The organism is Sunxiuqinia dokdonensis (assembly GCF_001270965.1).
Taxonomy (GTDB): Bacteria; Bacteroidota; Bacteroidia; order Bacteroidales; family Prolixibacteraceae; genus Sunxiuqinia; species Sunxiuqinia dokdonensis.
In genome coordinates this window covers 15,191-35,393 of the sequence record NZ_LGIA01000208.1, presented here as the reverse complement: position 1 = coordinate 35,393, position 20,203 = coordinate 15,191, and the positions used below count along the sequence as shown (strand labels likewise).

The 20,203-nt window shown below is 45.1% G+C and carries 22 protein-coding genes; 8 read left to right on the top strand and 14 right to left on the bottom strand.

Annotation, left to right across the window (positions count from 1 at the left end; genetic code table 11):
* Positions 1 to 221: 221 nt before the first annotated feature.
* Positions 222 to 482 (bottom strand): transporter suffix domain-containing protein, encoded by a 261-nt coding sequence (locus tag NC99_RS19830; RefSeq protein ID WP_053188134.1) that lies wholly within the window; start codon positions 480 to 482, stop codon positions 222 to 224.
* 308 nt (positions 483 to 790) lie between these two features.
* Between NC99_RS19830 and NC99_RS19825 the strand changes: the two genes are divergently transcribed.
* The 5 genes from NC99_RS19825 to NC99_RS19805 all read left to right on the top strand — a co-directional run bounded on the left by NC99_RS19825 (position 791) and on the right by NC99_RS19805 (position 4,176).
* Positions 791 to 1,396, top strand: a complete 606-nt coding sequence (locus NC99_RS19825) for a MarC family protein (protein WP_082326605.1) — start codon at positions 791 to 793, stop codon at positions 1,394 to 1,396.
* A gap of 241 nt (positions 1,397 to 1,637) precedes the next feature.
* A complete protein-coding gene (locus NC99_RS19820; RefSeq protein ID WP_053188132.1) occupies positions 1,638 to 1,946 on the top strand; it encodes an isoamylase early set domain-containing protein in 309 nt (102 codons plus the stop codon).
* 131 nt (positions 1,947 to 2,077) lie between these two features.
* Positions 2,078 to 2,944 carry a cation diffusion facilitator family transporter gene (locus tag NC99_RS19815; RefSeq protein ID WP_053188128.1) on the top strand — a complete coding sequence of 289 codons (867 nt, stop codon included), beginning with the start codon at positions 2,078 to 2,080 and terminating at the stop codon, positions 2,942 to 2,944.
* A gap of 121 nt (positions 2,945 to 3,065) precedes the next feature.
* Positions 3,066 to 3,524 carry a DUF6452 family protein gene (locus NC99_RS19810; RefSeq protein WP_053188124.1) on the top strand — a complete coding sequence of 153 codons (459 nt, stop codon included), beginning with the start codon at positions 3,066 to 3,068 and terminating at the stop codon, positions 3,522 to 3,524.
* Positions 3,475 to 4,176: a DUF6048 family protein gene (locus NC99_RS19805; protein WP_157625093.1), complete on the top strand. Its 702-nt coding sequence runs from the start codon at positions 3,475 to 3,477 to the stop codon at positions 4,174 to 4,176. Before NC99_RS19810 ends, NC99_RS19805 begins: the two co-directional genes overlap by 50 nt.
* Before the next feature lie 129 nt (positions 4,177 to 4,305).
* Here the strand turns inward: NC99_RS19805 and NC99_RS19800 are convergent, their stop codons facing one another.
* The 5 genes from NC99_RS19800 to nikR form a co-directional block, all read right to left on the bottom strand.
* Entirely contained in the window at positions 4,306 to 5,004 is a 699-nt protein-coding gene (locus NC99_RS19800) for an urease accessory protein UreH domain-containing protein (protein WP_053188119.1), read from the bottom strand.
* A 10-nt stretch (positions 5,005 to 5,014) separates the two neighbouring features.
* Complete coding sequence (larB, locus tag NC99_RS19795) at positions 5,015 to 5,752, bottom strand: nickel pincer cofactor biosynthesis protein LarB (RefSeq protein WP_053188117.1); 738 nt, start codon at positions 5,750 to 5,752, stop codon at positions 5,015 to 5,017.
* Between the two features lie 2 nt (positions 5,753 to 5,754).
* Positions 5,755 to 6,924, bottom strand: a complete 1,170-nt coding sequence (larC, locus tag NC99_RS19790) for a nickel pincer cofactor biosynthesis protein LarC (RefSeq protein WP_053188113.1) — start codon at positions 6,922 to 6,924, stop codon at positions 5,755 to 5,757.
* 137 nt (positions 6,925 to 7,061) lie between these two features.
* Positions 7,062 to 7,898 carry an ATP-dependent sacrificial sulfur transferase LarE gene (gene larE, locus NC99_RS19785; protein ID WP_053188186.1) on the bottom strand — a complete coding sequence of 279 codons (837 nt, stop codon included), beginning with the start codon at positions 7,896 to 7,898 and terminating at the stop codon, positions 7,062 to 7,064.
* Between the two features lie 69 nt (positions 7,899 to 7,967).
* On the bottom strand, positions 7,968 to 8,369 hold the full coding sequence (gene nikR, locus NC99_RS19780) for a nickel-responsive transcriptional regulator NikR (RefSeq protein WP_053188110.1): 402 nt from the start codon (positions 8,367 to 8,369) through the stop codon (positions 7,968 to 7,970).
* 252 nt (positions 8,370 to 8,621) lie between these two features.
* Between nikR and NC99_RS19775 the strand changes: the two genes are divergently transcribed.
* Positions 8,622 to 9,086, top strand: a complete 465-nt coding sequence (locus NC99_RS19775) for a hypothetical protein (RefSeq protein ID WP_053188107.1) — start codon at positions 8,622 to 8,624, stop codon at positions 9,084 to 9,086.
* A 4-nt stretch (positions 9,087 to 9,090) separates the two neighbouring features.
* The gene (locus tag NC99_RS19770) at positions 9,091 to 9,543 is read left to right on the top strand and encodes a putative signal transducing protein (RefSeq protein ID WP_053188103.1); all 453 of its coding nucleotides are present in this window, start codon (positions 9,091 to 9,093) and stop codon (positions 9,541 to 9,543) included.
* A gap of 32 nt (positions 9,544 to 9,575) precedes the next feature.
* Here NC99_RS19770 and NC99_RS19765 read toward each other — a convergent pair whose 3' ends face one another.
* Both NC99_RS19765 and NC99_RS19760 read right to left on the bottom strand, forming a co-directional pair.
* Positions 9,576 to 10,055 carry a putative molybdenum carrier protein gene (locus tag NC99_RS19765; protein ID WP_053188101.1) on the bottom strand — a complete coding sequence of 160 codons (480 nt, stop codon included), beginning with the start codon at positions 10,053 to 10,055 and terminating at the stop codon, positions 9,576 to 9,578.
* A 67-nt stretch (positions 10,056 to 10,122) separates the two neighbouring features.
* A complete protein-coding gene (locus NC99_RS19760) occupies positions 10,123 to 11,127 on the bottom strand; it encodes an aldo/keto reductase (protein WP_053188099.1) in 1,005 nt (334 codons plus the stop codon).
* A gap of 215 nt (positions 11,128 to 11,342) precedes the next feature.
* Here NC99_RS19760 and NC99_RS19755 point away from each other — a divergent pair, with 215 nt between their 5' ends.
* Positions 11,343 to 12,083 (top strand): 3-keto-disaccharide hydrolase, encoded by a 741-nt coding sequence (locus tag NC99_RS19755; RefSeq protein ID WP_053188096.1) that lies wholly within the window; start codon positions 11,343 to 11,345, stop codon positions 12,081 to 12,083.
* Between the two features lie 400 nt (positions 12,084 to 12,483).
* Here NC99_RS19755 and NC99_RS19750 read toward each other — a convergent pair whose 3' ends face one another.
* From NC99_RS19750 to NC99_RS19725, 6 genes are all read right to left on the bottom strand, one after another.
* Entirely contained in the window at positions 12,484 to 14,598 is a 2,115-nt protein-coding gene (locus tag NC99_RS19750; protein ID WP_082326602.1) for a peptidylprolyl isomerase, read from the bottom strand.
* Positions 14,599 to 14,679: 81 nt separating this feature from the next.
* A complete protein-coding gene (locus NC99_RS19745) occupies positions 14,680 to 15,963 on the bottom strand; it encodes a hemolysin family protein (protein WP_053188089.1) in 1,284 nt (427 codons plus the stop codon).
* A 6-nt stretch (positions 15,964 to 15,969) separates the two neighbouring features.
* Complete coding sequence (lptC, locus tag NC99_RS19740; protein WP_162231269.1) at positions 15,970 to 16,566, bottom strand: LPS export ABC transporter periplasmic protein LptC; 597 nt, start codon at positions 16,564 to 16,566, stop codon at positions 15,970 to 15,972.
* A complete protein-coding gene (locus NC99_RS22205) occupies positions 16,538 to 18,172 on the bottom strand; it encodes a tetratricopeptide repeat protein (protein WP_053188082.1) in 1,635 nt (544 codons plus the stop codon). The genes lptC and NC99_RS22205 overlap by 29 nt, the downstream gene beginning before the upstream one ends.
* Before the next feature lie 32 nt (positions 18,173 to 18,204).
* A complete protein-coding gene (locus NC99_RS19730) occupies positions 18,205 to 19,485 on the bottom strand; it encodes a hypothetical protein (RefSeq protein ID WP_157625091.1) in 1,281 nt (426 codons plus the stop codon).
* Positions 19,469 to 20,203 (bottom strand): type III pantothenate kinase, encoded by a 735-nt coding sequence (locus tag NC99_RS19725; protein WP_082326600.1) that lies wholly within the window; start codon positions 20,201 to 20,203, stop codon positions 19,469 to 19,471. The genes NC99_RS19730 and NC99_RS19725 overlap by 17 nt, the downstream gene beginning before the upstream one ends.

Sequence of the window (20,203 nt, the reverse complement as noted above, 5' to 3'; positions counted from 1 at the left end):
TATCAGGAAAAAGAATCTAACCTTTTGAGAAAGGTGCTTGTCCGGATTTTATCTCCTACAAAAGTAGTATTTTTTTTGAAGTTTTGAAGACCAGCGGTTTCACCCAAAAAATAGCCTGCGATGGCTATCAGCTGGCCATTTTACGCGCAGCTCGTTCCGCATTAGCATCGTTCATTAAGCTAGGTGCCAAATGAAATTGCTTGTCCGGAGAATGTGGTCGGTTAGTCATTGGATACGTTTTTTTTCTTAAACCATCGTGCTGGATTGAGTTGGGCTTTGTATTTGGTGAACAGCTCTTTTCCAACCAGCAAACCTCCGGCCCAAAAGCAAACTTCCATGGCAATAAAACTGGCTGACGACCAAAATACTTTTTGTTTGGTTTCCAGTTCCAGGAATGGTACCAGCAGCATCAAACCGAAGAATACGCCACTAAAAACCATGAGAAAAATACCCGCTTTAATTTGTCTGTTTTTTTTGTTCATTGGTATGCATCGGCTGAAAGTGTTTGTTGCGTGTTTTCGTTTTTGTCTTCATTCACAAAACGGTTGGTTCGAGGAAAAGTTGTTGAATAAATTCTCCTGCTTGTCAAATATCATTGTCATGTTGACTGAATAGTTCCAAATTGCCTCACAAGTTGTATTTTTATTTGATCGTTTAAAAAATTGTTTAGTTATTAGCCAATCAAAATTTTGCCGGGTTGAACCATTGGGGTTTTCAGTTTAGCCGGTGTCAATTTTTTTTAATGAAGGTGCACTGCTCGTCAGTGGTATCCCCCAAAAAGAAAAGAACTATGCTGTCGTCAATTGTTGAGTTTTTGGTCATGTTAAATCCTTTTGCCTTGTTTCTATATTTGGAACCCATTCGAAAGGACTTGTCGCATCGCGATTTTATGATGGTTATCTTTAAGGCCACCTTAATTTCATTTTCCGTCTGCCTGCTTTTCTTTTTTTCCGGCGACCTGTTTTTCCGGCGTATTTTCAATATTGATTTTGAATCCTTCCGAATTTTCGGGGGCATCATCATCTTTTCATATGCTTATTTCTACATTGTGAAGGGGCAAAAGGCCCTGATCATTATTAAAGAGAACCTGGATGATTTGGCTTCGGAAATTGCGTTGCCGTTTATGGTTGGTGCCGGATCGATTTCGCTTAGCATCTTGCTGGCCCACGATCATGCAATATTGAAGGGATCATTGGCCTTATTCCTTATTTTCGGGCTCAATTTTTTGGTTATCTTCCTCTTAAAAAAGCTGCGAGATTCCATTGAAACCAGAAAATTCAAGACGGCTTTCGACAAAAACATGGAGGTTCTTTTGCGGCTGAACGGCTTTTTCATCGGTGCCATTGGCATCAACATGGTCCTGATGGGCATTAAGAACCTGTTTGGCATTGGCTAACTACAGCATCCAACTCATAGCCAGAATATTCACCTAAAAAACTTTAAGCCGGCATTGATCGCCGTTCATTCAGTCAGAAGTTTTCTGATTCCGAAAGTACCTTTGCCTACGCGTTCCGGATATGTGTGTTATTTTATTGCAAATTAGCTGGTTCGACATTCGTCTATCGATCTGCCAAACCAATTTTAGCTTTACTTTTGATAATAGTTAGATCTTAGTTTAGTTTGAAAAAAATGAAGTTATGAGTTTAAAGAAGCAAGTTTTAAAATCGAAGCCGGTTTGTAAAGTTACTTTCCGTGTTTCAAAAGGGCTGATTGGCCAAGCCGAGTCAGTGAGCCTGGTTGGCGATTTTAATGGTTGGGACACGGCAGCCTCACCAATGAGCAAGCTGAAAACAGGCGAATTTACTTCGCAGCTGACGCTGGAAAAAGGAAAAGCGTACGAGTTCCGTTATTTGGTTGACGGGCAGAAATGGTTGAATGAACCTGACGCTGACCGTTTTGTTGCTAATTCGTTTGGCGAAGAGAATAGTGTGATCGAAGCGAATTAATCTCTGATTTTAAAAAGCCGGAAATTCACAGGTTGAGTTTCCGGCTTTTTCTTTTTGCTGGTTTCTGGTTGTGTCAATAAAAATGGTTTTTTGACAGATAATTAGCTAGATTTGTTGGTGTCGCGTCATTTATGAGTAATAAAAATCATCAATACATTGTCCGTGAAGGTTGGGTCTCCATTGTGACCAACCTGCTGCTGTTTGGGCTGAAATATTGGGCTGGAGTGGTTTCCGGCTCGATCGCTTTGATTGCCGATGCCTGGCACACCCTGACTGATTCTGTGTCATCGGTCATTGTCATTATTGGCGGTAAGTTATCGAATAAGCCAGCCGACGACGAGCATCCGTTTGGGCATGGCCGCGCCGAACACATTGCCGCCATCATTATTGGCGTGTTGCTGGCTATTGTCGCTTTCGATTTTATATTGAGTTCGGTAGAGAAATTTAACAGCCGGGAAGCCGGAAACTTTGGCACCATCGCCATTGTGGTGACCATTATTTCCATTGTGGCCAAAGAGGCACTTGCCCAGTACGCTTTCTGGGGATACCGGAGAACCAACTCGTCGGTATTGAAAGCGGATGCCTGGCATCACCGGACAGACTCGCTGTCCTCAGTTATCATTTTGGTTGGTATTTTGATCGGCAAATTTTATTGGTGGATTGATGCGTTGCTGGCGTTAATTGTCGCTTTGATGATTGCCTATGCCAGCTACGAAATTCTGTCGAAAGAAATTAAAGGCCTGCTTGGCGAAAGCATTGATCCGGAGCTGATTCAGGCCATCAAAGTTGACATTGACGAGCTGCTGGAGCGCGAAGTTTTTATTCACCATTTTCACCTGCACCAGTATGGCCAGCACAACGAGTTGAGTTGCCACATTAAACTTCCGGCTCATATGCCGTTGAATGAGGCGCATGCCATTTGTACCCGCATCGAAAACCGGATCATGGAAAAATTTGGCTTGGTCACGACCATTCATCCGGAGCCACTGGAGAATTAAATTGCTGAAACCGGGTTGTTATGCGGCGGGTGCAGGCTGCTTTTGTTTGTTGAAAAGTTCTTTCTGTTTCACTTTCATTCATACTTAATATCCTTAAATTAGCGTTTTTTATTTCAAGAAGATGAGAAAAATCCTTTACAGCTTGTTTTTGGTTGCGGCCATTGTTGCATGCCAGGATCTTTATGATGCCCCGCCTCAGTCCCTGCTTGAGGTGAAACTCACGAATGTGGACACACTGAGCAACCGCATTCCGAAAGTATCGGTTTATGGGGTCGATCAGGACAGTATTTGGATTTACCAGGTGCAAACCAACGCTTTTCGACTGCCGCTAAGTTTGGAAGAAACAACCAGCTTTGTCTTGCTGCTCGATTCGATTGCTGATACCTTGACCATCCGGCATTCGAACGAACTGATTTTTGAATCAGCGGAAAGCGGATTTTACCACGAGTTTAAAATTTTAGACGTCGGGCATAGCTTTAACCAGATTGACGATTATGAAGTTACTGACAGTATGGTCACAAAAAACTGGCATGAAAATATTGAGCTTTACATTCTTTCTGTGCCTGCTGGCGACAATTAGCCTGGGGCAGGAACGAGATCTAAAAAAGAAGCCGGAACGAACCGATAAGTTTATTCACATGGATGGGCTTCGCGTGGGGCTCGACCTTTCGCGTTCGTTGCAGCATTTGTGGAACAAGGGAAACCGCTATGGTACCGAGTTGAGTTTCGATATGGAGCTGACTCCCAACTTATATCCGGTGATTGAAACCGGCTGGGAACGGCTGAGCATCAATCACGATTATCTGGAATATACTTCTTCGGGATCGTACACCCGGTTTGGGTTCGACTACAATTTGCTGGTGGCCGAGCATAAAAAAGACATGGATATCGTGTACGTGGGCCTGCGCTATGGGTTCAACTTTGCTAACCAGCAAGTCAAAAAATACATGATTGCCAATTATTGGGGCGACATTACCGGGCGGCTGGGAAGGCAGAATTACAACGCGCAATGGGCCGAATTTGTCTTGGGAATTAAAGGTGAAATTTTCACCAATTTCTTTATGGGCTGGAGCATTCGTGGGAAATTGAAAATGGATCAAAAGGATTTCGACATGCCACACGTCTACTTCAACCCAGGCTACGGCCCCGCTGAAAAGGAGTTCAACTTTGATATTTCCTATTCAATTTATTACAATCTCCCTTTTAATTTCAGAGGATCGAAAAAAGAGTGAATTGATCCATGCGCGACACTGGCCTTCAATGAATCGGAAACGCGGGAAAACCAGCTTCCTCGCTAGTCGTCGATGACACTGGCCTTAATCCTTCAATCCCTCAATCCGTCAACCCTTCAATCCGTCCATCTACCAGCCCATAAAAACAATGCCGGCTCCACTAACCAGAATCACCAGTCCGGCGATGAGGTGCAAATAACGTTCGTGTTTTTTGAAGCGCACCAGAGAACTTCCTTTGTGCCCGAGGTACACGGCAAGCAGCATAGTTCCGATGGTAGCCAGCCCAAAAATCAGGGCAATCATCAGCATGCCGGCTGTGCTGTGTTGGTAGGCAGGAAAAATCAGCACAGGAATCAGCACTTCGCATGGGCCAAATACAAAAATCAGAAATAGGATCCATGGAGTTAGTTTTGTGTTGTCGCCTTCTTTTTCGTCGGTTGGCAAGTGATGCAGGTCACGAATTTTTTTGGGAAGCAGAAATGCCGGCAAGTGCTTGTGGTCAATACTTTTTACGTATTTGTACACACCGTACAGGGTGTAGGCCACGCCAAAGGCGAACAAAAGCCAGCCCACCAGCTCGCCGCGGATGGCTTCAATCGATTCCAGCTTGTTGAGGCTGATGCCGAGTGCGATACCCAAAAAGCCAATGAGCACCGAGCTTCCCACATGTCCCACGCCGGAAATGAAGGTAATCCACATGGTTTTGTTGCTCGACCATTGCCGGGCTTTGCTCAACACAATAAACGGCAGGTAATGATCCGGTCCCAGGATGGTGTGGATAAATCCGAGTGATGCGGCTGAAAGTGAGAGTAGATACAATTCGTTCATTTTCCTGTTCTTAAAGTTTATTAATCAACGAAGCCTGACAGGCAGCTCCAAATCCATTGTCGATATTAACCACGCTAACACCGCTGGCACAGCTGTTCAGCATGGAAAGCAGGGCCGAAAGACCCTGAAAGTTGGCCCCATAGCCAATGCTGGTTGGAACGCCAATCACCGGTTTATCAACCAATCCGCCGACCACGCTGGCCAGGGCACCTTCCATTCCGGCCACCACAATAATGACCCTGGCATTACGAATCAGCTCCAGCCGGTGAAACAACCGGTGAATGCCGGCAACTCCAACGTCATAAACTTTCTCTACCCGGTTACCCAGAAATTGGGCGGTTTCAACAGCTTCTTCAGCCACCGGCATATCCGAAGTTCCCGCAGCCACAACCACGATATAACCTTCTGTGCTTGGCTGAGTATTTTGTTTGTAGATAATCGTTTTGGCCAGGGCATTGTATTGGGCGCCGGGAATACGTTCTTTTACCGCTTCAAACATTTCGGGCGTCGCGCGGGTGGCCAGCACATCAATCCCCTTTAGATGCATGCGCTCAGCAATTTGGCTGACTTGCTCCACGGTTTTCCCGGATGAGTAAATCACCTCAGGCAACCCCGTTCGTTTGTGACGATCGGTGTCGATCGTAGCAAAACCCATCTCTTCAATACCGCGGTCAGGGATGTGTTCCAGCGCTTCAGTGAGGGTCATTTCCCCATTCTTATATTTTTCCAGAATTTCTTTTGGACTCATGTTTACAGCTGTTTACGAATTGTATCTTCAATTTCTGAAAGACTTACACCGTTGGCTTCGGCCAGCTTTTTACAGTCGTCAAACTCGGGTTTCGAGCGGACAAGCTTACCATCGTAGTAACTTTTTTTGACGCGCACCGGTCCGTAATCAGTCTCCACAGTGATTTCTTCGCGGCGCAGCATGTTTTTCCCAATGCGGTATTCCCGAATGCCAATGGAGGTGCTGTTTGTAAAAATGATGGCTTTTAGTTTGTCGGCCAATTCGGCCTTACACAAGACCGAAAGCTGGATCGCCGGGCGCGACTTTTTCATGATGATCGGCACCAGCCAGGCATCGCTGGCTCCGGCCAAAAAAAGTTGTTCCAAAACGAAGTCGTAATGCTCCGGGTTCATATCATCAATATTACTTTCCAACAGGATGGCTTCTTCGGTATCCACATCGTTTACAGCTGCCACATCTTCAAGCAAATGCACGCGCAAAACGTTGGGCACTTCGCTGTCGCGGTTGCCAATGCCGTACGCTGTTTTAGTGATGGGCTGCGTGATTTGATCGGTGAACTCATCAACCGTGGCCACCAAAATGGCGGCTCCGGTTGGGGTTGTAGCTTCATGGTTCACCAGCCCGGCTTTCACAGGAATATTTTTGACGATTTCGGCGGTAGCGGGTGCAGGTACTGGCATGATGCCGTGTGCGCATTTCACTGTTCCCCCGCCAAGTTGGATGGACGAGGACATCACCTTGTCCACCTTCAGGTAATCCAGACAGATGGCCGCACCCACAATGTCGGCAATGGAATCCAGTGCACCAACCTCATGAAAGTGCACCGCTTGCTTGGAAATATTGTGGACTTTGGCTTCGGCTTCCGCAATCAGGTCGAAAATTTTTAAGGCGTTGACTTTAACCTGCTCGGGCAAGCTGCTGTTGTTCACAATCTCCTCCACATGCCGCAGGTGACGGTGTTTTTCGTTTTCCTGGTTTTCAATCACCACTTCGGCTTTGGTGCCGGTAATGCCGCGCCGCTGGTCGGTTTTTATTTCGAGGTGAAAACCTTCAATATTCAGTTTTTCCAATTCCGTTTTCAGGTAGTCGGCATCCACGCCCAAATCAATCAGGGCACCCAGGTTCATGTCGCCGCTGATTCCCGCAAAACAATCGTAATACAATATTTTCATGTCAGTTTTATTATCAAATATCCTGTTTTCAGTATTCAGTCGCAGTGGCCAGTCGCAGTCATCCAGTATCCAGTATCCAGTATCCAGTATCCAGCATCTAGTGCCCCGCATCAATTTCTGCCTTATTTCTTCACCCGTTACTTCTGTTGATTGGCAACTTTCAATACCCGGTTTAGTTTTCCCGAAACCAATCCTTCGCGGTCGATCCGAACATCTTCAAAACCAACCGCCTTAATTTTTTCTATCACTTCATTTTCGATGGAAAACAATTTCTCGAGTTCGGTTTTTTGCACTTCCACCTGTCCGTAGCTGCCGTAGTGGCGGACACGAACATCGATAAATCCCAAGTCGTTGAGGATGTTTTCAGCATCTTCAACCTGTTGCAGCTTCTCGCGGGTAATGTGGTGGTTGTATGGAATCCGGGAGCTGAGGCACGGACTGGCCGGTTTGTCCCAGTTGGGTAAATCGAAATGTTTGGCAATCTGGCGGAGCTCCTCCTTGCTCAGCTTGCATGCGGCCATGGGCGCCAGAATTTTGTATTTGGCAGCGGCCTGCAATCCCGGGCGATAATCCGCCAGATCATCCTGGTTGGTACCACTCAACACATCAAAATCAGGGTACTTTTCCTTGATATCCTGCAAATCGTGAAACAGGTGTTCCTTGCAAAAATAACAGCGGTTTTCGGGGTTTTGGTTGTACCGCAGGTCCGTCAGCTCTTCGGTTTTAATGATTTCCAGTTGGATGTCAAAATCCTTGCAGAAGGTTTTAGCCAGCTGAAAATCTTTGGTCTTCAGGCTTTCCGAATTGGAGATAACACCGATGGCATTCTCCTTCCCCTGAAATTTCCGGGCTAAAAACAGCACCAAGGTGGAGTCGATTCCTCCGGAAAAGGCAACGATCGAGCCTTGGCGTTCGGTGTACCAAGCTTCCAGCTGGTTGAGTTTATCTTGAAGTTGCGGACTTAATTTTTTCATCTTTGACTCTATTTTTTGATTACGGGTTCGAAGCATCTCCACATAAAATGAAAATGCCGCGCTCAACAATTAATCGGCCCGGCTCATGGTCAGCTTGCCGTGTTGCATGCCTTTAATGCTTATCAATTGATCGGCCAATTCAGTCAGCCGGCTGGCAACACCTTTGATGGCGACAATCTCCATATGTTTTGATTTATCGAGAATCAATCGCTGTGTTGATAGGATTTCGTCGTGGAAGTTTTCCAGGACATCAGCCAGTTGATTCAGGATTTCCCGCCGGCTTGGATCATACACCAAGGTAACCGAGCCGGCCACATTGTTATTACACTGCCACTTTTGTTCAACAATATTGCGGCTGATCAACTGCCGGATGGCCTGCGACCGATTGGAAAAACGATTGTCCTGCACATACTGATCCAATGCATCAAGCAAATCTTTTTCGAGGGAAACACCAAAGCGGGAGACTGTCATCGTAACATCTTTTAGTAAGAAAGTAACATCACAAACAAAAATAGGAAAAAAATGACTGTTTGACTGTGCATTAACATTTATTAATGGCCGTGTTTTGAAATACCTTCGTTCTTCAATTTTAAAAATTTATTGTTTTGTGAAATTTGTTATCTTAGTGTCTTCGAGTGATTAGTGAACGAGATTTCATCATTGGGCTATTGGTGTCAACTTTTATGATTGAGCTTACAGCCTTTCTTTTACCCGAAATAAGCGATGAACTATACGATTCAACAAAGTATTCCAAGCGATGTAGCTTCAGACGTGCTGCTGGCACAAATCAAAGCTGATTTCAATCAAAAGTATTTTCAAACAGAACAAGTTGGCAATCGTTTGCTTTTTTCTCGCCAGGTCGATAGGCGAAGAGTTAATAGATACCAGATCATCTCGGAGCTTCTGAAGTCGCTTCCCGAAGGCGAGATTTTGATTGAAAGGCAGGCCCATCCGAAGTTGGTTTGCAAAGCAAACTATCAGAAGCAAGTGATCGTCAGCATTTTTCTTGGAACTATCATCGGATTGATGTTTTCCTGGCTACAAGGTTTCGACATCGCTTTGATATTCAAGATTTCGATTCCGGTTTCTGCGTTTTTTATTTTTAGGGGAATCAAGAATGGCAATGCACAATTAAAAAAGTTGCTGCTACAAGCCATTTTACGAGTCCAAACACCTGAAGCGGAGTGATAAAATGAAAAGCTGGAAAAATATCATATCGTTTACATATCCCCATGAAGCGCACTTGGCTCAACTATACTTGAATTCGGAGGGGATTGAAACCATATTGAAAGATGAAATGACGGTGCAGGTTTATGGCTTTTATTCCAACGCCATCGGTGGTGTCAAACTGATGGTTCAGGAAGACGACTATGAGCGGGCCCTGGCCTCTTTGGAAACGGGTGGCTATGTGGTGAATCATCCTGTTTTGGATGAGGTTTTTCGAGTTCCTGTAGCAACAAAAGCCGACAAAAAGTACTGTCCGTTTTGCCAATCTGACAATATCAAAATCAACAAAGAACCCAATATTGTGGTGATTATCTTATACGTTATTCTTGGCGTTATCTTTCCCATCTTCAGGTTGAGTTATAAGTGTTTTGATTGTGGCAAACAATGGAAGTTCCAGAAGGCTGCACGCAACGCCTAGCCGGATTTCATAACGCCAGCTGGCAAGTCGGTCTATTCCGGAAGCCCGATGTTCTTGACGAGTCGGGAGGTAACAAGTAAAGCCGATTCGTAGGCTTTAGCCCATTGGCTGGCCCGTGGCCCGGCAACATTGAGGATTTCTACCGAATGGGCTGTCAGAAACTGCAACAGTTCATCCAAACTTTCATCAATAAAAAAGGGCGACACTTTGAACAGGAAAACGGGTTTGTGTAGTTCCTGTGCCAACCTGAAAGTAAGCAAGGTTCCACCTGTTAGATCGTGTTGATAAATGATCAAAGTAGCATGGGAATCGATGATATTTTGCCGGGTGCGGTCGTCGTAGTAAATGCTGTCCGTTTCCTGCAAAGGATACCAGTCCGATATCGCCCCATCTTCGGCGCGCCGTCCGGCCGGACACCAACCACCGCAGGGAAATCCGACTTTCAAACAGGCATCCAATGCTGCCCGGTCAACACCAGTCTGTCCACCACTAACGATCTTTCGAAGCTTCATTCCATAAAAATAAGGAATCGGCCGAAAGAATCATTTCTCACCGCGATGATTTATGCTTCTAAATTAATCAGGCAGGTTTTTGCTTGAAATATTCGATGTTTCCAGCCAAAGCTTTGTCTTTCACTTTTTCGACCAGGGCAAGCCGGTCGGCTTCGTTTAGTTTCACAAATGAGCGGGCCATTTCTACCTTGTCGCGAATATAGTCCGCTTTTTCGGCACCTGTAATGATGGTGCTCACCGGCAGCGACCACACAAAATGCATGGCTTCTTCGATGCTGATGTAGTTGGGGATAATCGGGTCGTCGGTTTTCCAGTTGGCTTGCTCCTTGGTGGCAAAGAAGCGTCCATCGGCCAGTGTTTTCATCGCCAAAACACCGATATTCCGCTCCATGAGTTCTGGCATCACATGGTTGATAAAGCTGAAATAGGATTGATCCAACACATTAACGGGCATTTGTACGGTGTCTATCGGATCACTTTCGCGGGTAAGTTCCAACATGCGGTTGTGGGCAAACGGATTTTGATGGCCGGTAAAGCCAATGTGTTTGACCTTGCCACTTTCCTTGGCTTTGATCAACACATCCAGCACTTTATCCTGCATCCGGCTGTCAACATCTTCGGGGGTGAACAGCGAATGCATTTGCCAAAGGTCCAGGTAGTCGGTTTTCATTCTCCGAAGCGAATCTTCCAAATGTTGTTGAGCATCTTTGGCGTTGCGGGCCTGGGTTTTGGTCATCAGAAAAACAAGCTCGCGGTATTTTGGTGTCAGGTACTTGCCGTAGCGTTCTTCGCTGGTGCCGGGGCCATATTGCTCGGCCGTGTCGAAAAATCGAATGCCACCCTGCAGTGCGGCTTCAATCACTTCCTGTGCATCGCGTTCGCTGGTCCAGCCAATGTGGTAACCACCAACTCCCAGCATGGTAATGTTTTCGCCGGTTTTACCCAGTTTCCGAAGCGGAAGGAGTTCACCCAGCTTGTCTTCGATAGGCGTGTTGGCATAAAGCGTTGGTGTTACTGAAACGCCGGCAGTCATGGCTGCCATGGTTTTTAGAAATTCTCGTCGGTGTGTCATGGTGTTGATTCTTTTTTAGTTGGACTAACAATCGCTTTTATTTAACTGTTTACATCCTCCTTACGGGTGAGGTGATGCGAATGTTACCGCCGAAATTTGATTGAGCCGGTTCCGGTCGGTCAAATAATTCGCTTGCATTTGATCTGTGAAAATTCGAACTTTAACGAACTGTAAAAAAATTGGAGTAGAACTTACTCAAGCCAAATCGTGTCTGTATGAAGTTGAAATTGAATATTGTCTTGTTGTCTTTTCTAATTTCATCTGTTGCTTTTTCTCAAGATGATTTTGTGTCGCTTTTTAATGGTGTTAACCTGGATGGCTGGGTGGAGAAGAAAGCGCCACGCGACCGGAACTACATCTTTTTTCGGGTCATTGACGGCACCATTATGGCCAACTCGCTGAACAATCCGGAACATGAGTATGCCTGGCTTTATTCGGAAAAGGAATATGCCGATTTTGAGTTGAAATTTCAGTTTAGGGCATTTAAAACCAGCGCTGGAAACAGTGGCGTACAATTGCGTTCGCGATATGACGATGAGAAATACTGGATGAACGGGCCACAGGTGGATATTCATCCGCCGGAGCCATGGCGCACGGGGATGATCTGGGATGAAACCAGGGGAAACCAACGTTGGATCTTTCCAAATATTCCTAAAAATGCCTGGGTTAACGAATCGATGCAGCGAAAGACACCCCTGTTTTATTATGCTGAGGAGACCAACCAATGGAACTTGATGCGAATTCGCTGCGTGGGTACGTCGATTGAAGTGTGGCTGAATGGCATGAAAATCACCAATTATAAAGGCGACGGAACTTTGAATGACGAAACGCACCTGAACTTAAACGTTGGAATGAAGGGGCATATCGCTTTTCAAATTCATGAAAAAGATGCCCTGATTTTGCAGTTCAAGGAAATCTACATCCAGGAGCTGGAAGTACCCGCCGAGGCTTTTTAGGATTTAAGCGCGGCGGACGGATCATCTCAATGTTTTAAGGGAGAAGGAATACTTCGGCTGCCAGGTGCAAATTCCGCCCGCTAAGGCTTCTGTTTGTTCCGCAAAACAAGAAAGCTGGCCGCAGATTTTGATGAATCAGGTAGAAAACAAGAAAGCTGGCCGCAGATTTTGATGAATTTGGTTTAAGACAAGAAAACTGGCCGCAGATTTTGATGAATTTGGTGCAAGACAAGAAAGTTGGCGGCAGATTTTCATGAATTTGGTGCAAAACAAGAAAGCTAGCCGCAGATTTTCATGAATCTGGTGTAAGACAAGAAAGCTGGCCACCGATTTTTTCAAAATTTCAATAAAAAAGCAGGCGATAAAGCCTGCTTTCCAAATATCATTGATGGACGATCGATTAATAAAACTTCGCCCGGTTGTCTTCAATTTCTACGGCATCCTTTTGTGCTTCGTAAGCCTGGTAGACGGCGCGTGAACCGAGTACCTGGCTTAAGCGGTTTTGTTCTGCCTGTACATCCTGGTCGGTTCCGTTAATGACTGAAACGACTTTAACCAGGTAAACCCCATTGTTACCAATGATTGGCGACGAAACTTCGTCCTGAGATAAGGTTGACAGTGTTCCGATCACCGCTGGCTCCATGCCCACAGCCGGAATTGACGTTGAGTTGAAAGTCAGCCCATTGGCGTCGTTGACTTCCGCATCCAGGCTTTCAGCAATGGTTTCCAGATCAGTTCCGGTAGCAGCCTCTTTCATTTTTTGAGCCAAGGCTTTTCCTTTGTTCAATTTCTTTACAGCCAATTCAACCCGTGGTTTAACTTCTTCAAAAGAAGCAATTCCCTCTTCAGTTGCTTTGGTGAGTGCTGCAACAACAAACTGCTCGCCCAATTCGAAAATGGCGGAACCTTCGCTGTTATGCAGAATCTCTTTAACATCGCCTTGGTAAGCTGCGCGAATCAGTGGACGTGAGTCTTCCAAGCCGGCGACCAAACGATCGTTTTCACCAACAGTCGCCATTTTCTTCGTCAGCTTCTCATTCGCAATGGCTTCAGTGAATGATTTATAATCTTGATTTTCAGAAACAAACCGACTGGCTTGCGCATAAACATTTTGGTAGGTTTGTGTACTGGGCTCAATGTTGCGCGCCAGTGTTGCCAAACGAACCTGTTTTACTTCTTTCCCTTTTCTGGTCGGCTGAATCAGGTGAACGCCAAATTGGGTCGTTGTTGTGTACAACTGGTTGACCTGGCCGTTGAAAGCAGCGTCTTCAAAAGGTTTCACCATCTGGTTTTTTCCAAACCAGCCAAGATCACCTCCCTGACGGGCCGATCCGGTATCTTCAGAATATTGCTCGGCCAAAGCAGCAAAGCTAGCACCGTTTTCAATCAATCCTTTCAGGCTGTCGGCCAAAGCCAGCGCAGCTTCGTAGCCACCCACCACATCGGGATTAATCAGGATGTGACGCGCCTGAACCGAATCGGGCAAATCTTTCATATCATCAATCTTCACCAATTTGTAGGTGTTTCCTTCTTTGAACGGACCATAAACTGATCCCACTTCGTTGTTGAAGGCAAACTCGGCGATCTCATCAGAAAGTGCTTCTTTTTTCTGATAAACATCTTCGAACGGCACGTCTGAATTGACATTAACATACTGCTCGCTTTCCGAAATCGATGCGAACTCATCCTTTACATCTTCAATCCATTGCAAGGTGGCAGCATCATCGGCCTCGGTGGCTTTTACATCGAACGTGACGTACTCAATGGTGCGGCTTTCTTCTTGCTTGTAGTTGTCCTGATGTTTGTTGTAGTAGTCTTTCAATTCGCTTTCGCTCACCGAAACAGCACTGTCGGGCATGGAAATGTATGGCAGGCGGATGTACTGAATGTTCATCTGCTGATTTTTGGCCTCCAGGCTATTTTGTGCTTCGGCTGTTGTGGTATACAGCCCCTGGCGTACCAGGTTGTTGTATTTGGTTTGAATGCGTTCTTCTTTAATTTGCTGCTCGATATAAAGCCAGTAAGCTTTTTGCTGCGGAGTTGCATTCAACTCAAGCGACTTCAAGAACTGAAGAACTGCCGATTTGTCAACCTGTCCGGTTTGCGGATTGCGGAAAAGCTGCTGAATGATGGGGTGCAGGTTGTTTCCCTGAACCATGTCAAACAATTCGTCGGAAGTGACAGTCAGACCCAGGTCTTCATAAATATCACTCATCACGATTTCGCGAACCAAACTTTGCCAGGCTTGCTCACGGATTTGTACCCAGGTGCTTTCATCAAGCTGCGTACTTCCGGTGTTCATTTTGTAGATCTCCGCCATTTCTTCAACCTGACGTTGGAAGTCAGGATACTGAATCGATTGGCCATCAATTTCGGCAACCTTCATCTGGTTCGGCCGCAATAAAGAACTCCCCGAATTAAGAATATCGCCCAATATGAAGGCAACCAACGCGAGACCAATAATGATCGCTACCAACAATCCTCCCCGATTTCTTATGTTTTGTAATGTAGCCATTGACTAATAATTATTGAATTATGATTTACTTGTTTTTTTCGAGCTACGAAGATAGCAATTTTAGGAACTAAACCTTAAGTTTCATTTTTTATTTTGGGTGTTGTCCAATATCTTAAGGTTCACCAGCTCGATCTTGGTATTGCTTGCTTTCAGTATCTTAAAGCGGTAATGATCAATATCAATGATGGTGTTGATTTTTGGGATGCTTTCGTGATGAAAAAGGATAAATCCGGCCAAGGTTTCAAAGTTTTCCTTTACCGGAAAACCCAAGTGGTACTTCTCATTCAAATCGTCGAGTTCGATACGGGCGGATAAAACAAACTCATTGTCGCTGATTTTGCGTTCCTCGAAATCTGTGGTATCATGTTCATCTTCAATTTCGCCAAAAATCTCTTCCAAAATGTCCTCGCTGGTTACCATGCCCGAGGTGCCGCCAAACTCGTCGACCACAATGGCGATGCTGCGGTGTTGCGAAATAAACTTGCTCAGCAGCTTGCTGGCGGGCATCGTTTCGGGCACAATCAGCACCTTCTTCAGGTTTGACCGGATGGAGCCCGGATTGGCAAAAATGGTGGAGTGGTGAATGTACCCAATAATGTTGTCGATGTTGTCTTGGTAGAAGAGAATACGCGAATAGCCGGTTTCAATAAATTTCTGAATCAGGTCTTCCATATTCGAATTGATGTCCATGATTTCCATTTCGGTCCGGGGAACCATCACTTCGCGCAGTTTGATTTTTGAAAAGTCGAGCGCATTTCGGAACAGCTTCACCTCATTCTCCAACTCATGCTCGCGGCGCTGCTGCTCTTCGTCCGACTCGTTCACGAAGTGGTCCAGATCAATCCGGTTGAAAACAGTTTTTTTGATATTCTTGTCAAACTTCGATTTAAACAGGGTGTTCAGCAGCAGCCTGGAAATCCACATGGAAAGTTTCGTGACCGGAAAAAACAGGAAATAGAAAAACGCCAGCGGAACGGAAAAAAAGCGTAAAAAGTTATTCGGATTGATTCGGAAAAGCGTTTTCGGCAAAAACTCCGCCGTAAATAAAATGATGAGCGTTGAAGTGATGGTTTGCAGCAGCAGCACCACACTATCGGTAGGCACAAACGAATAGAACAGCGGGCCGAGCAATTTGGCAAAGGCGATACCATAAATAACCAGGGCAATGTTGTTTCCAACAAGCATGGTGGCAATGTATTGCCCCGGATGTTTGGTGAACAGTGAAAGAATTCGGGCACTGACAAAATTTTGCTGTTTGTCCAGTTCGAGCCGTAGCTTATTGGCCGACACAAAGGCGATTTCCATCCCCGAAAAAAAGGCTGAGAAAATGATTGTCGCAACGATCGTAATAATCAGGATTTCCATACGCAGTTATTCTTCAACCTCAATATAGAGTGGTCCTTTGGGATTTTTGATTTTCCAGTTGGATAAGTTTTGATCGGATTCAAAACCGATCCCCGTTATTACCTGATCTTTACGTATGATTTTGACAAATTGTTCAGAATAGATTTTTGCCTTTTGTTCTTCCCAGATCAGGTGTTCTGTTTTCAAAGTGTCGCCCTGCGGATTGACGGCCACCACGTTGTTCTTCGCTTCCCACTTACGCTCCGCTTCAAAATACCGGGCGTAGTTCGACGTGATGCTCGCAATTTGCTCCATCTGCTCGTTGTAGCGTTCAATCTCGACACCCTCGGGAAACTCGATGAAAGGATCTTCCGCTTTGTCGAAGCGAATGAGTTTTGGGGTGATCAATTTAAACCGGACAATGGTGGAATCGGAGTGGATCATCTCATAATTCTCCGCTTCAACGCCGGCCATATTTTCTCCCGAAGAGAATTCCTTTATTTTCTCAATCTTGTTGGCGCACGAAAAGAAAAGCATCGCAATCCCCGCGATGAGAATTGCAATGCTTCCTTTATCATATCGTCCTTGTGTTCTTTTATTTAACACGCACAGTGGTTGTTTCATTAATCCAGCTACCAATTTTATAGCTCTCTCCTTCAGTGAGCCCTTCGAAGAACAAGGTTTCCTTATTCGGGAAGTATTGTTTGTAGATGTTGATCTTTTCATTAGCCTGCGTAAACACCTCAGGATCTACACGTTTGGCCTTTTGGTAATAATCAATGGCCAACCAGTAAAGTGACAGGTGCTCGGTATCGGTTTCGCCATAGTGCTTGCTGTATTGTGCATAAATGTCGCCAAGCAAAATGTAGGCACGTCCTAAGCTCGGGTTATTCTCAATCGCTTTGCGGGCCAGATTGCGCGATTTCTGGAAGTCGTGTTCCTTGGCAAAAATGAACAAGCCCAATTCGTAGTAATACTTGGCCAACAATTCCTTGTCCGTTTCAGCCTCGATGGCATTGTTGTAATACTCCTTGGCGCGCTCAAACTGGTCGCGTTTTACAAACAGGCGGGCCATGTTAAAGGCGGCTTCAGCCGACGGATCCAGACTATAAAGTTTGTCTGACGCTGTTGCGAACAGCTGGCTGTCGGTACAATCGCGTCGCTCCAGAATACGTAGCATCTTTTTCAGTTCATCTACATCTTTTGAAATTTCTTCAAACTGGGGTTCGTAAAGTGCGATCAATGCTTCGCAATCAGCCGCCCCACTGGTTTGGAACAAACCATCAACCAGTTCTTTTGAAGTCGTATATTTTTCGCTATCCGGTTCTTCTTTCAAATAATTGTTGATAATATCTGACACTTTTTGGTAGTTTGATGCCACTTTATCTTTCGGCAGCTCTCCCATCAGGAAAAGGCGTTTTGTAGCCTGCATAAACACAACCAATACGGCAGCTTCTGTTTGCTTTTTCTCCATTTCAATGGATTGCTCCAACAAACTGTAGCCCTCCTTCAAAATTGATTTCAGCTGATCGTCATCTAAATTCTCATTGGCCAGTTTAAATTTAAGCAAGTCCGTTCCCTGGCGGCCCTTAATGTATCCCTCCTGGTTGAAATAAGTGATTCGGCGTTCATAAACAGACATTAACGAGTCTATCAGAACGTTCTTCTCTTTCCAATCACTGGCGTTTTCAATAAATGTCTCGTACATTTTTGCACCATGAATATAAAGATTGAGGGTTGACTTGGGATATTTATAGTAAACTTTTCTCCATGGCTCCAAAGCTGACTCATAATCGTCTTGTTTGTAAAACTGGTCGTACATGGATAGGTTAGTCATGAAATCACGTTCTTTGGCTTTCACCAATTCCTGGCTCGTCCGCAAATCAACACCCCCCTCAATGACGGCTGCTTGCCCTTTGGCTGGAATTTCTCCATCGAAACTAAAGTCAATCACATTACTATTGTTCCCTTCTATATCTAATTTTCTTCGGTCATCAATAAAGGTAAATTCGATGTATTTCGACTTATCGCTGACTTCGATTTCATATTTACCATCAAAGCTGGTCATAAATGTACCCGAAGATTTGTGTGCCTCAACGGTCACCCCCGCAGCAGGTTCACCTCCCCGGTAAACGGTGCCCTTAACCACTCGCTGTGCCAGGACAGAAAAACTTGTCAAGGCAATGAGTGCGATGGAGAGCAAGATTCTTTTGGAAAATAATGGTTTCATGATCAAAATATTTTAGTTACACTTTTTTATAATTAGTCAAATTTACGTTGTACAAACCAGCGGTCAAACAGATTTAAATATAAGCTAATTTTGGTATAATTTTCCCGAATCAGATTGTCCTTGATCGTTCCCCTTTTACCAAATTCTACTGCCAAATTGATCGTTGACTTAGAACGTGTGACCGGCAATCCTATACCAAAACTCATGCCAGTTTCGTTAAGTTGCTGATTGTTAATTTTTAAGTACGATTTGTCGATATGGAATCCTGCACGATACCGCACACGCTTAAAGTAGCTGCGGATGGAAGTTTCTTCCGGTATGAACTCAGCTCCCAGGCTAATCCGGCTTTGGTTTGTCAATTCAGTAACCGGGCTGCCATAAAAGCGGGCATCGCTCCATTTCGAGTAGTAATAGTCTGCGTTGACTTCGAGTTTGTTAAGCTTGGTGTACGAAATCCCGACACCAACGCTTGCTGGCAGCTGGATCTTGCCGGGTTCATCGATAATCGTTTTTACCGAGTCGGTTAAAACACTTCCGCCGTAATTCAGAATTTTCTCCTGGTTCAAGGTGTGAAATGCCGTGAAATTGGCTTTTTTCTCAAAAGTTGCCCCCAGGGTTAAAAATTCATTATTTTTTAATTTGATGTCGTATTGTGCGCCAAGCAGATAGGCAAAATCGCGCATGCGGGTTTGTTCCGTCTCGTTAAATCCGTATTGTTCTGGGTCGTCAATAAAATAAATGGAGTTGTTTTGGTTAAGCGTGCCAAACAAATAATAAACGTTTGCTCCAACCGATAAGGCATCGGTCAGATTAAAGCCTGCACCAAAGTATGCCTTTGAGATGGTTCCTGTTCCAAAATAACTGTAACCCACGCGTCCGACACCAGCTTGTTCCTCTTCGACATAAATTTCGTAGCCTTTGTCGGCGTAAGGCGAAATCCCCATGGTTGCTGCTGCCCATCGGGTTACCGGAAAGCTGAAGGAGAAGTACCGAAAATTAAAGTCGTTGGTTGTAAACTTGTTATTTTCAGATTTGTATTCTGAAATCCGGCCATCGGCCCCAAACTCAAAGATAAAAGACAAACTATCAATTGCACCATATGATGCCGGGTTGGCCGAGTTGATTTGCACTTGGTGACGACTGCCTAGCGAAGCACCACCCATGCCGGCAAAACGCCCAAAGGAGTATGAATGAAGATCTCCTAGTCCGAAACGTGAAAATGGCGATGAAGTGTTGTTATTTTGTGCGGACGCAGTCATTCCAATAAGAATGAATAATCCACTGATGAAGATTCCTCTAAGTTTTCTTAACATTATATTCCAGAATTCTGTTTAAACCGATGAGCGTTAAATTAAAGTGTACAAAGATGGAATTTTTTAATTTGTTATCAAAGAATTTAGCATCGCCCCCGGTAATAATGATTTCTAAATTTTCGTAATTAGTGTTAAAGTAATCGATGTACTGTTGAACCTCGAACAGCAGTCCAATTTGCACGCCTGCCTGTATGGCCGATTGGGTATTTGTTCCCAATATCGGAAAATCATCTGTTGGCATTACAAGCGGTAGTTTTCCGGTGAAATGATGAAGGGCCTTGAAACGTGTTGTCAGGCCCGGAGAAATGTTGCCCCCAAGGTATTTATTTTCAGCCGTCACCATTTCGTAGGTGATGGCTGTGCCGGCATCAATGACCAGTACGTTTCTCCCCGGGAAAATTTCAGTAGCGCCTACCGCAGCGGCCAGCCGGTCTTTGCCCAGGGTTTCCGGTGTTTCATAGCAATTGATTAATGGCACCGGCGTATCGGCGTTCAATTCAATAAAGTTCTCAAAATTATTTTCGAGGAAGCTTTTCAGTTCTTCCGGATAATCGCGCACGGAGGAAACGATGGCATGCTTCAGATCGTCGTGTTCATCCAGCAAAACCTTGACCTGCTCCGGTTTCACTTCGTCCAGCGGGACGTTAAACATGAGGTCACGTTCGCTAAACAAAGCCAGCTTAATCCGGCTGTTTCCAATGTCGATGACTAAATTCAT

Coding starts and splice junctions, on each gene's coding strand:
- NC99_RS19760 (WP_053188099.1), bottom strand. CDS start 11,127: ATGACACACCGACGAGAATTTCTAAAAACCATGGCAGCCATGACTGCC.
- lptC (WP_162231269.1), bottom strand. CDS start 16,566: ATGAAACAACCACTGTGCGTGTTAAATAAAAGAACACAAGGACGATAT.
- NC99_RS19745 (WP_053188089.1), bottom strand. CDS start 15,963: ATGGAAATCCTGATTATTACGATCGTTGCGACAATCATTTTCTCAGCC.
- larB (WP_053188117.1), bottom strand. CDS start 5,752: ATGAGTCCAAAAGAAATTCTGGAAAAATATAAGAATGGGGAAATGACC.
- NC99_RS19830 (WP_053188134.1), bottom strand. CDS start 482: ATGAACAAAAAAAACAGACAAATTAAAGCGGGTATTTTTCTCATGGTT.
- NC99_RS19730 (WP_157625091.1), bottom strand. CDS start 19,485: ATGTTAAGAAAACTTAGAGGAATCTTCATCAGTGGATTATTCATTCTT.
- NC99_RS19825 (WP_082326605.1), top strand. CDS start 791: ATGCTGTCGTCAATTGTTGAGTTTTTGGTCATGTTAAATCCTTTTGCC.
- nikR (WP_053188110.1), bottom strand. CDS start 8,369: ATGACAGTCTCCCGCTTTGGTGTTTCCCTCGAAAAAGATTTGCTTGAT.
- larC (WP_053188113.1), bottom strand. CDS start 6,924: ATGAAAATATTGTATTACGATTGTTTTGCGGGAATCAGCGGCGACATG.
- NC99_RS19810 (WP_053188124.1), top strand. CDS start 3,066: ATGAGAAAAATCCTTTACAGCTTGTTTTTGGTTGCGGCCATTGTTGCA.
- NC99_RS19815 (WP_053188128.1), top strand. CDS start 2,078: ATGAGTAATAAAAATCATCAATACATTGTCCGTGAAGGTTGGGTCTCC.
- NC99_RS19755 (WP_053188096.1), top strand. CDS start 11,343: ATGAAGTTGAAATTGAATATTGTCTTGTTGTCTTTTCTAATTTCATCT.
- NC99_RS19750 (WP_082326602.1), bottom strand. CDS start 14,598: ATGGCTACATTACAAAACATAAGAAATCGGGGAGGATTGTTGGTAGCG.
- NC99_RS19765 (WP_053188101.1), bottom strand. CDS start 10,055: ATGAAGCTTCGAAAGATCGTTAGTGGTGGACAGACTGGTGTTGACCGG.
- larE (WP_053188186.1), bottom strand. CDS start 7,898: ATGAAAAAATTAAGTCCGCAACTTCAAGATAAACTCAACCAGCTGGAA.
- NC99_RS19770 (WP_053188103.1), top strand. CDS start 9,091: ATGAAAAGCTGGAAAAATATCATATCGTTTACATATCCCCATGAAGCG.
- NC99_RS22205 (WP_053188082.1), bottom strand. CDS start 18,172: ATGAAACCATTATTTTCCAAAAGAATCTTGCTCTCCATCGCACTCATT.
- NC99_RS19725 (WP_082326600.1), bottom strand. CDS start 20,203: ATGAATTTAGTCATCGACATTGGAAACAGCCGGATTAAGCTGGCTTTG.
- NC99_RS19805 (WP_157625093.1), top strand. CDS start 3,475: ATGAAAATATTGAGCTTTACATTCTTTCTGTGCCTGCTGGCGACAATT.
- NC99_RS19820 (WP_053188132.1), top strand. CDS start 1,638: ATGAGTTTAAAGAAGCAAGTTTTAAAATCGAAGCCGGTTTGTAAAGTT.
- NC99_RS19775 (WP_053188107.1), top strand. CDS start 8,622: ATGAACTATACGATTCAACAAAGTATTCCAAGCGATGTAGCTTCAGAC.
- NC99_RS19800 (WP_053188119.1), bottom strand. CDS start 5,004: ATGAACGAATTGTATCTACTCTCACTTTCAGCCGCATCACTCGGATTT.